Annotated in this window: 15 protein-coding genes and 2 tRNA genes; 8 read left to right on the top strand and 9 right to left on the bottom strand. The window is 56.8% G+C overall.

Annotated features, from left to right (window positions below):
- Positions 1-6: 6 nt before the first annotated feature.
- Positions 7-624 (top strand): DsbA family protein, encoded by a 618-nt coding sequence (locus tag WG939_RS08735; RefSeq protein ID WP_339984802.1) that lies wholly within the window; start codon positions 7-9, stop codon positions 622-624.
- Here WG939_RS08735 and WG939_RS08740 read toward each other — a convergent pair.
- The 6 genes from WG939_RS08740 to WG939_RS08765 form a co-directional block, all read right to left on the bottom strand.
- A complete protein-coding gene (locus WG939_RS08740; RefSeq protein WP_339984804.1) occupies positions 621-1,094 on the bottom strand; it encodes a hypothetical protein in 474 nt (157 codons plus the stop codon). The two genes, WG939_RS08735 and WG939_RS08740, sit on opposite strands and share 4 nt — an antisense overlap.
- Positions 1,095-1,204: 110 nt before the next feature.
- Entirely contained in the window at positions 1,205-1,549 is a 345-nt protein-coding gene (locus WG939_RS08745) for a hypothetical protein (protein WP_339984806.1), read from the bottom strand.
- A gap of 187 nt (positions 1,550-1,736) precedes the next feature.
- Positions 1,737-2,285: a hypothetical protein gene (locus tag WG939_RS08750; RefSeq protein ID WP_339984808.1), complete on the bottom strand. Its 549-nt coding sequence runs from the start codon at positions 2,283-2,285 to the stop codon at positions 1,737-1,739.
- A 76-nt stretch (positions 2,286-2,361) separates the two neighbouring features.
- A complete protein-coding gene (locus tag WG939_RS08755) occupies positions 2,362-2,832 on the bottom strand; it encodes a hypothetical protein (RefSeq protein ID WP_339984810.1) in 471 nt (156 codons plus the stop codon).
- Between the two features lie 84 nt (positions 2,833-2,916).
- The gene (locus tag WG939_RS08760; RefSeq protein WP_445227896.1) at positions 2,917-3,540 is read right to left on the bottom strand and encodes an HNH endonuclease family protein; all 624 of its coding nucleotides are present in this window, start codon (positions 3,538-3,540) and stop codon (positions 2,917-2,919) included.
- Positions 3,527-4,738, bottom strand: coding sequence for a TIGR04053 family radical SAM/SPASM domain-containing protein (locus WG939_RS08765; protein WP_339984812.1), 1,212 nt, complete (start codon positions 4,736-4,738; stop codon positions 3,527-3,529). The genes WG939_RS08760 and WG939_RS08765 overlap by 14 nt, the downstream gene beginning before the upstream one ends.
- A gap of 94 nt (positions 4,739-4,832) precedes the next feature.
- On the opposite strand from WG939_RS08765, the gene WG939_RS08770 reads away from it, so the two are divergent.
- The gene (locus WG939_RS08770) at positions 4,833-5,306 is read left to right on the top strand and encodes a ribose-5-phosphate isomerase (protein ID WP_339984814.1); all 474 of its coding nucleotides are present in this window, start codon (positions 4,833-4,835) and stop codon (positions 5,304-5,306) included.
- 1 nt (position 5,307) lies between these two features.
- Here WG939_RS08770 and WG939_RS08775 read toward each other — a convergent pair whose 3' ends face one another.
- A complete protein-coding gene (locus WG939_RS08775; protein ID WP_339984816.1) occupies positions 5,308-5,520 on the bottom strand; it encodes a helix-turn-helix transcriptional regulator in 213 nt (70 codons plus the stop codon).
- A gap of 123 nt (positions 5,521-5,643) precedes the next feature.
- Here WG939_RS08775 and WG939_RS08780 point away from each other — a divergent pair.
- The 5 genes from WG939_RS08780 to WG939_RS08800 all read left to right on the top strand — a co-directional run bounded on the left by WG939_RS08780 (position 5,644) and on the right by WG939_RS08800 (position 9,524).
- A tRNA-Gly gene (locus tag WG939_RS08780) sits at positions 5,644-5,718 on the top strand.
- An 808-nt stretch (positions 5,719-6,526) separates the two neighbouring features.
- Positions 6,527-6,600: transfer RNA gene (locus tag WG939_RS08785), tRNA-Pro, on the top strand.
- Between the two features lie 144 nt (positions 6,601-6,744).
- A complete protein-coding gene (tig, locus tag WG939_RS08790; protein ID WP_339984818.1) occupies positions 6,745-8,091 on the top strand; it encodes a trigger factor in 1,347 nt (448 codons plus the stop codon).
- 219 nt (positions 8,092-8,310) lie between these two features.
- Positions 8,311-8,892 (top strand): ATP-dependent Clp protease proteolytic subunit, encoded by a 582-nt coding sequence (locus tag WG939_RS08795; RefSeq protein WP_339984820.1) that lies wholly within the window; start codon positions 8,311-8,313, stop codon positions 8,890-8,892.
- Between the two features lie 17 nt (positions 8,893-8,909).
- The gene (locus WG939_RS08800; protein WP_339984822.1) at positions 8,910-9,524 is read left to right on the top strand and encodes an ATP-dependent Clp protease proteolytic subunit; all 615 of its coding nucleotides are present in this window, start codon (positions 8,910-8,912) and stop codon (positions 9,522-9,524) included.
- Positions 9,525-9,581: 57 nt separating this feature from the next.
- Here WG939_RS08800 and WG939_RS08805 read toward each other — a convergent pair whose 3' ends face one another.
- Entirely contained in the window at positions 9,582-10,316 is a 735-nt protein-coding gene (locus WG939_RS08805; protein ID WP_339984824.1) for an alpha/beta fold hydrolase, read from the bottom strand.
- A 109-nt stretch (positions 10,317-10,425) separates the two neighbouring features.
- Here WG939_RS08805 and clpX point away from each other — a divergent pair, with 109 nt between their 5' ends.
- Positions 10,426-11,703: an ATP-dependent Clp protease ATP-binding subunit ClpX gene (clpX, locus tag WG939_RS08810; protein ID WP_339984826.1), complete on the top strand. Its 1,278-nt coding sequence runs from the start codon at positions 10,426-10,428 to the stop codon at positions 11,701-11,703.
- Here the strand turns inward: clpX and WG939_RS08815 are convergent.
- Entirely contained in the window at positions 11,700-12,410 is a 711-nt protein-coding gene (locus WG939_RS08815; protein ID WP_339984828.1) for a TetR/AcrR family transcriptional regulator, read from the bottom strand. The genes clpX and WG939_RS08815 overlap by 4 nt on opposite strands.
- Positions 12,411-12,587: the final 177 nt, after the last annotated feature.

Genomic DNA, 12,587 nt, shown 5'->3' on the forward strand with positions numbered 1-12,587 from the left:
TTTCCGATGACTTCCACCGTCACTTTTTGGTTCGATGTGTCCTGCCCTTACTGCTGGATTACGTCCCGCTGGATCAAGGAAGTAGAGAAGGTGCGCGACATTTCGGTGCAGTGGGTGCCGATGTCGCTGTCTGTGCTTAACGACGGCCGAGACCTGGATCCCGGATACATGGAAAAGATGCAGGCGAACTGGGGGCCAGCCCGCGTGTTCGCTGCCGTCGCCACCGATTACCCAGAGAAGGTAGATGAGCTGTACACGGTTCTGGGCACGATGGTGCACAACGATGGAAACGGTGGGCGTAGGGGCTTTGGTGGCTACGACGATCTCATCCCAACTGCTCTGGAAAAGGTTGGTTTGCCAGCCTCGTTGGCAGCTGTTGCCAACACTGACGAGTGGGATGCGGCGTTGCGCGACTTCCATGCATCCGCGATGAAAGAAGTGGGCGACGAGGTGGGAACCCCAGTGGTCAAGCTGGGGGACACCGCGTTCTTCGGTCCAGTCCTCACCCGCATTCCGCGAGGCGAGGACGCTGGGCGCATCTTTGATGGTGCCTTCGCCCTCGCCGGCTATCCACACTTCTTTGAGATCAAGCGCTCCCGCAACGAACGACCGGAATTCGACTAGAAGTTAGCGTCGGACCACATGCAGCTGGCGCCGGTTGGGGAGTCCTTTTCCTCTACGATCACCCTGTCGCCTTGCAATACTCGGCAGGTGAAGGTGGCCGCGGGGTCGACGGAGTAGATATCGACAGGCATAGTCGAGGCTATGCCGGCTGACTTCAGTGTTTTGGCCTTGACGGTGTAGGGCATCTGTTGGTCGACTAGATCCACGACTCCCTTGTCATCGGTGTAAGACAAGGTTGCCTTGCCAGCGCTGGAGTCAAACTCGAAGGTGACTTCCTCGAAGAAGGATTCACCGAGCTTTGGCTGTTCCGGAGCTAAGGTGGCGCCAGGAGTGGCCTGTGCATTGTTGTTGCTCTGGTTTTCTGGCGCCTTTTCTGCCTCCTTTTCTGGGGCTTTTTCTGGAGTGCCCGATGAGCACGCGGCCAGTGAACAACAGAGAATACCGGCCACAGCAAGCTTTGCGAACTTCAATGAAGTCTCCTCATTTTTATAGGTTGAACAGGTCCTCTCATTTTGAGTCAAGGATCATGAAGCATGCCTGCAAACTCGGCATTTTGTTGCAGATTTGATACCGCTTGGGGCTACAGAATCACCTTCCCTTCATCGATGTCCTGTAAAAGTTGGCCCGGAACCGAACACTGACTGATGCCATCCGGTGGCGCGGTGCGCTCAAATAACAGCTTCCCTTGGTAGTAGGCGGAGCATTTGAGTGGTTCTCTATCTGGAGTCGCCGCGGTGGCGTTGATGTAGTAATCGTCCGTGGTGATGTCCGTGGTGTACGGGAGCGACACTTTCTGAGCCGAACCCTTGTCGATGGTTGCAATTGCAACCCCATCGCCGTGAAAGGTCACGGTAACGGTGCGCTGCTTCCTGTCGTACTTCAGTCCGCTGTCTTTCATGTATTCGTGCAGAACCGCTTCGCTCATCGGCTTTGGTGGCCGATCGGACGGGGTCGGTGGCGTCGTTATGTTTTGGGGCACCGCGGTCTGGAGCACATGTGTTTCCGTTGCAGACGGTTTCTCGGGATCAGTTGTCCCTGAATTGGTCGAGCATGCTGTGATGAGTGAGCATGCCACCATAGCGCCAAAAACTTGTCGTGTTTTCACGGCTCACCTACTTGAAGTCAGAGTCGGTCCAAATGCAGCTGGCCACAATGGAAGAGTTCACCGACTCTGCGATCACCTTGTTCCCCTTCTTCACGCGGCAGGTGTACGTGGCCTTGTGATTAGACTTCGTCGTCTGTGCTGGGGAAACAGACGCAGCGCCCATTGCCGTGAAGGTCTTAGCGTTCACCTTGTATGGCATCTTCTGGTTTTCCTTGGCCTCGGCGCCATTTTCCGTTGTGTAGGTGATATTCGCCGTCGGCTCAGAAGACTCAAACTCAAAAGTGACTTCCTCGGTTTCGCCACCAGGCAGCGGAGAATTCTTGTTCGGAGCCTTGGACGCGCCAGGAGCACCATTCCTCAACTCCTCGATTTCCTTCTTCTTCGCGTCCTTTTCTTCTTGAGGCATGCCATGATCGATGATCTCATTGCCCCGCTTCTCAAAACGACCACCTTCAGAATTGAAAGACTCATCTTCCTTGCCAGGCAGCTGAACACTCATGCAGCCAGTCAGGGACACACACAACAGGGAAGCAATAACAGCCTTAGCGATCTTCACGGGAAGCTCCTCACGTAGCAGTTCAATAGGTTACGTCAATTGAATGTGGCTACGTGAGGAAATGTTCCCGGAAAAATTAGGCGGAGCGCCAGCGCATGCGGCCATCTTTTCCTGGCGCGCAGACCATTGGTGTGCCCTTGCTGGTTACTCCCGTTCCTCCCGAGCAAAAGGCTCCGGGGTGAACAACGTTGCCAGCGGCTGGGGCAGCAGGAGCTTCGGCCGGAACCTTAGCTGGCGGAAGCTGCTGCTTCTCGACGGGAGCTGGCGCCGGTGCGGGAGCAGGAGCTGGTGCCTCTTGCTTCTTTTCGACAGGCGCCTTTTCTTCCTTCACCTCGACCTTTTCGGGTGCCGGTGACTCAGGAGCTTTCGATTCAGGCGCCTTGGATTCCTTAGAAGGCTTTTCCGTCTTGGAAGGTTTTGGGGTTTCCGAGGACGTTGGGATGGAAGCGATGCCCTTTGGCTCTTGGGTATCGGAGGAGGAAGAACACCCAGTGAGTAACAATGCGGCAGCGGTGAATAGGGCAAGGTAAGGCTTGGTGGCAGACAAGGAAACCTCTTAATCAAGTGGCGAAAGTGACCTATTCGTTATCTTTCTCCCTTTTCTTGAGCTTCGCATTGCGGGCGCTAAAGATCACTTATTTGTGGGGCATTCTTTGAGAACCTGCTCGATCGCATCCCGTTCTTCGGGCGTGGCCCAGAGGTGGTATTTCCGCTTGACCTCGATTTGTCGTTCCACGTAGGCGCACCTGAACTCGGTGTTTGGCGGTAGCCACCGGGCTGCATCCGCATCGCCTTTGCGAATGTTTTCTTCGCCCGAGACAGCAATGAGATTGAGCGGGTCATTGGCGAAGTTGCGCTTTGCGTCGTCGTCAAGCTGCTGCGCCCCGGTTTGCCACGCGTTCGACAACGCAACGACGTGGTCGATCTGCACCTGTTTGCTCCCGCGCTGGAAGTCGATGCTGGTGCCGGTGAAGGGGTCGTTCAGGGTGCCGCTGAGTACGACGCAGCCGCGGGTGCCGGGTTTGAGGGTGACGTCGGTGAGGTCGCGTCGCAGAATGTCGTTGCGGGTGTCGCAACCATTGTGGCCGAATTCGGTGGTGACGTCGTCTGACCAGGCCTGACCGAATGCCGCCCGCGTGTAGCCGGTTTTCGGGTCGCTTGGCCGAACCTCCAGTGGGAATGGTTCAGGCGCCGCCGAGCAACTGGTCAGGAGCAGGGCGACGCCGACAAGAACCGCAACCTTATGACTGTGCAGCGGTTGCCTCCACGACGCGGATCGGCAAGGTCATTTCCGCGGGCTTCACGACGTCTACAGGACCATCCCATGCTGGTGGGATGTAAACGCACGTTGGGTCGGACGCACTGACATCGCCGGTCAATGCGTAGGCTGTGGAGCGAGAGCCACCGCACACGTTGTGGAATTCGCAGACCGAGCACTTACCGTGCCAAGAATCAGGGTCACGCAGCTTCTTGAATACCGGCGAGTTGGTGTAGATGTCGTGGAAGTCCTGCGTTTTGACGTTTCCGCAGTGCATCGGCAGGAATCCGTTGGGGTAGACGTCGCCGATGTGGTCGATGAACGCGAAACCGGAACCGGAGTTCACGGCCATCGGTGGGCGTGGCGGGCGAGGGTTCTCCGCGACTGCTCCAAGCAGCTTGGCGGTCTTTTCGGTCAGCTCCTGGTACAGTGCGCCACCTTCATATGGGACGCCTTGTTCGTTTTGAATGACCACGCGACGGTATTGAGGTGCTTCGGTGGTCTTGATTGCGATGCGGTTGGAAATATCGGCGAGCCAGTGCAGCACATCCTCGCGCTCCTGGGGGTTCAGCGCGTCGAGGGCGGCGCCACGGCCAGTAGGGACCAGGAAGAAGACGTACCACATCTTGGCGCCCATCTCCATGACCGTCTTGAGCAGCGCAGGGGCTTCGTGGATGTTCTTCTTGGTGAGTGTCGAATTGATCTGAAGGCGGTATCCGGCTTCATTGATCACAGGCGCCATAGCGACGGTTTTATCGAAGGTGCCCGAGAACCCACGGAACGCATCATGAGTTTCTGGGGTGGCACCATCCAACGACATCGACATTGCCTTGCCGCCGGCTTCGCGGAGACGGTTGATCCGCTCTGGAGTTAGCTTTGGGGTGACGGAAGGGGAGAGGGAGATATTCAGTCCCAGCTCGGTGCCATATCGGGTGAGCTCTTCGAGGTCATCGCGTTCAAACGGGTCACCGCCAGTGAGGACCACCAGTGGCTTTGGTTTGTCGTAGCTAGCAAGATTTTCGAGCAGTTTCTTGCCCTCTTCGAGCGTCAACTGGTTCGGATTCGGTTCGTGCTGCGCGTCCGCGCGACAGTGCTTGCACACCAGAGCGCAGGCGCGAGTCACCTCCCAAATAACGATGAAAGGCTTGGCATTGATGTCATGGCGTACGGTGCGTACGACGGGCGCATGAGGCACAGCAAATTCTCCTATAAGCAAGGTGTTATCTCCGACGCTAGCCCCGAAGATCGCTATTCGTCCAACTTTGTGACGAACAACTACAATTGCTTACATGCGCGTATACCTAGGAGCGGACCACGCAGGGTTCGAAATGAAGAACATCATCGCTGAGCATCTTCGTGGCTTGGGCCATGAAGTTATCGACTGCGGTGCCCACACTTACGATGCCGACGACGATTACCCAGCTTTCTGCATTGAAGCTGCATCCCGCACGGTTAACGACCCAGGTTCCCTGGGCATCGTTCTTGGCGGATCCGGCAACGGCGAACAAATCGCCGCAAACAAGGTAAAGGGTGCCCGCTGCGCACTCGCGTGGTCCCCTGAGACCGCACGCCTTGCGCGCGAGCACAACAATGCACAGCTCATCGGCCTCGGCGGCCGCATGCACACGCAGGAAGAGGCGCTCGCCATTGTCGACGCGTTCCTCGACCAGGAATGGAGCCAGGCCGAGCGTCACCAGCGTCGCATCGACATCCTCGCCGACTACGAGAAGACCGGCATCGCACCAGCTCTCCCAGCTGAATAAGCTACTTCTTCGCTTTAGCGCGCCCCGCAGCCCATTCCTTTACTTCATCCGAACTCCACAAAGTAAGGCCATGAAGTTTGGCTACCGGCTTCGGGGCGCGCCCACGTCCGGCATAGCTGGTAAAAGTACCGCGAGCGGTATTAGAAAACTCCGCACACTCGGATGCGGTCCACAAATCTTGTCCGGTAACAGCGTCAATAATCTTAGGTTGCATGCCCCTCGATTTTAGAGAGCTTCAAGCTTAAAATGGTCTACTGTGCGCCACAGTTCTATAACGGTCCAGCGAATTTTGGTGCCTGAGTCGCAGTGCGCTATAGTTATCGCTCGTACCACACTTGGGAATGTCGTATAGTGGCTATTACCCCAGCCTTCCAAGCTGGTGACGCGGGTTCGATTCCCGTCATTCCCTCCAATTTTAACCGCCAGTTAGCTGGCGGTTTTTCGCATCTCTGACATTGTTTTCGCCGGTCGGCTGAATCTGCACCCTGCTATGCGGTTGTGCCGGGCTGGATTGCGTGTTGGAGGGTGCAGATTTGAACTGTCGGCAGAATCTGCACCCTGCTATGCGGTTGTGCCGGGCTGGATTGCGTGTTGGAGGGTGCAGATTTGAACTGTCGGCAAAATCTACACCCAGCTATGCGGTCTCACGGGGCTGATTTACGCGTTGGAGGGTGCAGATTTGAACTGTCGGCAAAATCTACACCCAGCTATGCGGTTGTGCCGGGCTGATTTACGCGTTGGAGGGTGCAGATTTGAACTGTCGGCAAAATCTACACCCAGCTATGCGGTTGTGCCGGGCTGATTTACGCGTTGGAGGGTGCAGATTTGAACTGTCGGCAAAATCTACACCCAGCTATGCGGTTGTGCCGGGCTGATTTACGCGTTGGAGGGTGCAGATTTGAACTGTCGGCAAAATCTACACCCAGCTATGCGGTTGTGCCGGGCTGATTTACGCGTTGGAGGGTGCAGATTTGAACTGTCGGCAAAATCTACACCCAGCTATGCGGTCTCACGGGGCTGATTTACGTTTAGGAGGGTGCAGATTTGAACAGCCAACAGAATCTACACCCTGCTGTTGGCGCAGCACCGACCTAACGCCACAATGACTGAATCCTGCGCGGAAGATGCAGTGGAAAAACACTTTCTGCCAGCCGTTTTGCTTTCCATTGTTAAGTCTGTGTAAAGTACTCTCTCGTACCGCACACAAGCGGAACAAAGATCGGGGCGTGGCGCAGCTTGGTAGCGCATCTGCTTTGGGAGCAGAGGGTCGCAGGTTCAAATCCTGTCGCCCCGACAAAATAACGAGGTATCACGAAAGTGGTACCTCGTTTTTGTTTCTTTGTATGGTTAAGACCCCCTCGTTGAATTAGGCTGAAAACGCCACCGGTAGAGTGTTGACTTAACTTACTCGCACTAACTAACCCCAGGAGATTTACTCGTGAAGAGTTCTGTAGAGCAGCTGAGCGAAACCCGCGTCAAGATCACCGCCTCGATTCCTTTCGAGGAACTCAAGCCTGAATTCGACCAGGCCTACCAGACGCTGTCTCAGCAGGTTTCCATCCCGGGTTTCCGTAAGGGCAAGGCTCCTCGCCAGCTTCTGGAAGCACGCATCGGTCGTGGCCCAGTGCTCGAGCAGGTCATCAATGACATGATTCCTTCCCGCTACTCCCAGGCAGTGGATGAGCACGAGCTCAAGGTCATTGGCCAGCCAGTCATCGACATCACCAAGCTGGAAGACGGCGAGCTCGTTGAGTTCACCGCTGACGTTGATGTTCGCCCAGAGATCACCGTCCCTGACTTCTCCAAGATCTCCGTCGAGGTTCCTTCCATTGCAGCTGGCGAGGACGCTATCGACCACGAGCTTGATCACCTGCGTGAGCGCTTCGGCACCCTGAAGGATCACAACCACAAGCTCAAGAAGGGCGAGTTCGTCACCATCAATCTGTCCGCCACCGTTGACGGCGAGCCAGTTGAAGAGGCCACCACCGAGGGTATGAACTACGAGATCGGCAGCGACGACCTTATCGAAGGCCTGGACAAGGCCCTCATCGGTCTAAAGAAGGACGAAGTTGCTGAGTTCACCACCACCCTGACCCAGCCTGAGTACGAAGGCAAGGAAGCCGTCGTTAAGGCTGAGATTACCGCGACCAAGATGCGTGAGCTCCCAGAAGCTGACGACGAGTTCGCTCAGATGGCTTCCGAGTTCGACACCATCGAAGAGCTGCGCGAGTCTCTGGCAAAGCAGGTCGAGGAGAACTCCAAGGCTCAGCAGGCAGGCGCAATTCGCGACGCTGTTCTGAAGGAAGCTCTCGCACAGTCCAAGTTCCCACTCCCAGAGTCCATCGTCGAGGAGCAGGTCCAGGGCCAGCTTCAGCAGCTGCTCGGCCAGTTCGGTGGCGACGAGAACCTGTTCAACTCCCTCCTTGAGGCGCAGGGCACCACTCGTGAGAAGTTCGACGAGGATTCCCGCAAGTCCGCTGAAGAAGCAGTTCGTACCCAGCTGTTCCTCGATGTTCTCGCTGAGGAAGAGCAGCCAGAGGTTTCTCAGCAGGAGCTGTCCGACCACATCCTGTTCACCGCACAGTCCTACGGCATGGATCCAAACCAGTTCGTGCAGCAGCTGACCCAGTCCGGCCAGATCGCGAACCTGTTCGCTGACGTCCGCCGCGGCAAGGCTCTCGCCGCTGCTATCTGCAAGACCTCCGTGAAGGACGCAGACGGCAACGATGTTGACCCAGCTCAGTACTTCGGTGCTGAGGAAGAGGAAGCAACCGAAGAGGCCTAAAGCCTTTTAAAGAAGTTCCCGGGCTATGCCCGGGAACTTTTGTTTGTGCAGGTTGTAACAAGCACAGTGTTTAGCTGCGTACATAAGCGACCGGCCTGAAGATGAACTGCAGATTTGTGCATTCTTGAGTGCTCGCAACGCTGACAGCGAACACGGGCATTTTCCGGTAGCTTCGTGCGTTACATTGGTTGCTAACGAAACTTAGAAAGTAGGGATTTCATGACCTCACCAAACGGAATGAACCTGAGCGACTCCGTCTACGAGCGTCTGCTCCGTGAGCGCATCATTTTCCTGGGTAGCCAGGTGGACGACGATATCGCCAACAAGCTGTGCGCGCAGATCCTGCTCCTTTCCGCTGAGGATCCAACTCGCGACATTTCGCTGTACATCAACTCCCCAGGTGGTTCCGTGACCGCTGGCATGGCGATCTACGACACCATGAAGTACTCCCCATGCGACATTGCTACCTACGGCATGGGCCTGGCTGCATCCATGGGTCAGTTCCTGCTCTCCGCAGGTACCAAGGGCAAGCGCTACGCCCTGCCACACGCTCGCATCATGATGCACCAGCCTTCCGCCGGCGTCGGCGGCACTGCTTCCGACATCGCGATCCAGGCTGAGCAGTTCGCGCACACCAAGCGCGAGATGGCGGAGCTGATCGCTGAGCACACCGGCCAGACTTTCGAACAGATCACCAAGGACTCTGACCGTGACCGTTGGTTCACCGCGCAGCAGGCCAAGGAGTACGGCTTCGTCGACCACGTCATCGAGCACGCCAAGCACGGCGATCTCACAAACTAAGGAAGGACTGTTTCACCATGCAGATGCCAACTTCCCGTTACGTCCTTCCACAGTTCGTCGAGCAGTCCGCTTACGGCACGAAGACCACGGACCCATACAACAAGCTCTTTGAAGAGCGCATCATCTTCCTGGCGAACCAGGTTGACGATGTCACCGCCAACGACATCATGGCGCAGCTTCTTGTGCTTGAAGGCATGGACCCAGATCGCGACATCACCATGTACATCAACTCCCCAGGTGGCTCCTTCACCTCGTTGATGGCGATTTACGACACCATGCAGTACGTCCGCCCTGACGTTCAGACCGTCTGCCTCGGCCAGGCTGCTTCCGCTGCAGCTGTCCTGCTCGCAGCCGGTGCCCCAGGTAAGCGCGCTGCACTGCCAAACGCTCGCGTTCTGATTCACCAACCAGCAACCGGTGGCGTCCAAGGCCAGGTCTCCGACCTTGAAATCCAGGCCCGCGAGATCGAGCGCATGCGTTCCCTCATGGAAACCACCCTGGCTCACCACACCGGCAAGAGCGCAGAGCAGATCCGCATCGACACGGATCGTGACAAGATCCTGACCGCCGCTGAAGCAGTCGAGTACGGCATCATCGACCAGGTCTTTGACTACCGCAAGCTGAACAAGTAATCAGCGCGCGAAGATGAGCGCCTGAATTGGACTTCTGAGCCAGTTCAGGCGCTTTTTCTAACCCAAGAACTCCTCCACTAAGGCATTGAACTCCGCTGCCCGCTCTACATTGAGCAAATGTGCAGCAGGGGAGAACTCCTCGTAACGGGATCCCGGAATAGCTTGCAGGGTTTGCACCACAGATGGTGGGGTAGAGGTGTCCTGTTCGCCGGCGACGATAAGAGTCGGCACCGTAATTGATTCCAAAGAAGTGTTATGGAACCCGGAAAGTGCCTCGCAGGCCAGCGCGTAGCCCTCAGCAGGGGAACCGGACACCATCTGGCGCCAGTATTCGTAGGAAGCTGGGTGGGAAGCCCGCCAGGTAGGGGAGAACCAACGCTCAAGGGTGCCGTGGGAGAACTCATCCAGCTTTCCGGCGCGAACATCAGCTGCCTTTTGGATCCAGGCGTCTGATTCTCCAAACTTCGGGGCGGTGGAGACCAGAACCAACCGGCGCACTCGATCAGGGTGGTTCAAAGCGATGTGTTGTGCAAGCGCACCTCCGAGGGACAGTCCCATGAGGTCGAACTGTTCAAACGGGAGCGTGTTAAGGATGGCCGTCGCAAAGCTCTCAACGCTTGGTGCGACGGTGTCGGACAGGCCGTGCCCCGGCAGATCAACCGCGACTACCTGGCGGGAGGCGGAAAAATGGTCAAGCTGCGGGAGCCACATCTTGACGGAGGAACCGAGAGAACCGAGGAGCACGAGTGGGGTTTCGGATGAGGAACCGTAGGTCACAGTGTGAAGAGTCATAGGCACAAGCCTAGTCACGGCGGGGCATTGTTGACCGGCTAGAAATATGCGGTATGGTAGGGCATCTCCCCTTGGAACCTGGCCGAAGATTGCGAGATCGAATACACCCATGGCACGCATGCAAGAAAGCGCTGACCTGCTCAAATGCTCGTTTTGTGGCAAGAGTCAAAAGCAGGTGAAAAAGCTCATCGCCGGTGGCGGTGTGTACATCTGTGACGAGTGCATCGAGCTGTGCAATGAGATCATCGAAGAGGAGCTTGGGGCTGCCGCTGCGGAGCAGAGCAACGAGCAAAAGCTGCCAAAGCCAACCGAGATTTCCGCGTTCCTGGATAAGTACGTCATCGGCCAGGACCGTGCCAAGCGCGTGCTCGCAGTGGCGGTGTACAACCACTACAAGCGCATCCGTGCCGAAGAAGCCCGCAATCTTGGTCGCAAGAAGGACGACGAAGTCGAGCTCGCCAAGTCCAACATCCTCATGCTCGGACCAACAGGCTCCGGCAAGACGTACCTCGCACAGACACTCGCCAAGCTTCTCGACGTTCCATTCGCCATCGCCGATGCCACTTCGCTGACCGAAGCGGGTTACGTGGGCGAGGACGTAGAAAACATCCTGCTCAAGCTGCTGCAGGCTGCTGACTACGACGTTGCCCGTGCGCAGCGCGGCATCATCTACATCGACGAAGTGGACAAGATTTCCCGCAAGTCCGAGAACCCGTCCATCACCCGTGACGTGTCCGGTGAGGGCGTGCAGCAAGCATTGCTGAAGATCCTGGAAGGTACCGTCGCTGCCGTGCCACCTCAAGGCGGTCGCAAGCACCCGAACCAGGAGTTCATCCAGCTGGATACCTCCAACATCCTGTTCATCGTGGCGGGTGCATTCGCTGGCCTGGAGCAGGTCATCGAGGCCCGTCGAGGCAAGAAGGGCTTGGGATTCGGCGCTGAAGTGACGTCGAAAGCCGAGCGTGACGAGGTGGACATCTTCTCTGAGGTGCGCCCAGAAGACCTGGTGAAGTTCGGTCTGATCCCAGAATTCATCGGTCGTCTGCCGGTCGTTGCGACCGTGACGAACCTGGACCGCGAATCGCTCGTTCGGGTGCTCACTGAGCCGCGCAACTCCCTGGTCAAGCAGTACCAGCGACTGTTTGAGATGGACGACGTGTCCTTGACCTTCACCCCTGAGTCTCTGGAAGCTATCGCTGACCTGGCACTGGATCGCAAGACCGGTGCGCGTGGCCTGCGCTCCATCATGGAAGAGATTCTCGTGCCGATCATGTACGACATCCCTGACCGTGAGGATCTTGCCGAGGTTGTCATCTCCGCAGAGGTCGCGCGTGGCGAGGCGGAGCCTCAGCTGATCACGCGTTCCGAGAAGGAAAAAACCGCTTAGAAATTGAGGGAGTCGTCGTAAATTGCGCTGCTGGCGCCCTTATCGCCGGCGTCGGCGCGCAACTTCAGGTAGCTCATTTCCTCGCGTGATCCCAGGTTGGATGTGAGGAATGCAAGCACCGTGTCGACCACCAAGTTGAGATTGCCTTCGAAGTTGGCCTCGTCCAGAAGGTCGATGGAGTAAAGGTTGTTGAAGGTCGCGGAGTAGACCGTGCGGTGGTAGCAGATCGACGTGATGATCGAGTAGACATCCACCGCTGAAATGCCCGAACGGAAAGCACCAGCATCCTGGCCCATCATAAGCAGCTTGTCCATTTGAAGCAGCACGCTGGACTGATCCGCTAGGGGAGCGGACTCACGCATGCCACCCCAGTCAAAGAGATTCTCCAGCACCATCAGTCGCACCGCATGTGGGTGGGAAGTGATGCGACGGTAAATGACCTCGACAACCTTCCGAACGCCTTCCACAGGAACCGTGGACTCAAGCTCCATGTCCTGTGGCTCCGGGCGGAGCTGAGCGATCGCGAGGTTGAGGGCTTCCATATACAGGCCCTTTTTGTCACCGAAGTGGTAGTGGATCATGCGCTTGGACATTCCCGATTCGTGCGCAATCGTGTCGATCTTGGCTTCATCGAATCCGACTTCCGCGAATTGGACCAGTGCAGTTTCCACAACGCGTGCGGTGTCAGATTGAACGGAGGCGCTCACTACGGTGACCTTTTCTTCAAAAAATTCGGGCAAGGATATAGAACCAATCGTGCCTGAAAAAGTCCGTTTCAGTGGTGGCGTGGCGAAACATCCAGTGTGAGTCACACAATCTCACCTCCGATTGGGTGTAGCAAGGCACAACGTTGATGTCGTTGTCATTGCACCCGATCTTGGTCA

The organism is Corynebacterium sp. H130 (assembly GCF_037572395.1).
Taxonomy (GTDB): Bacteria; Actinomycetota; Actinomycetes; order Mycobacteriales; family Mycobacteriaceae; genus Corynebacterium.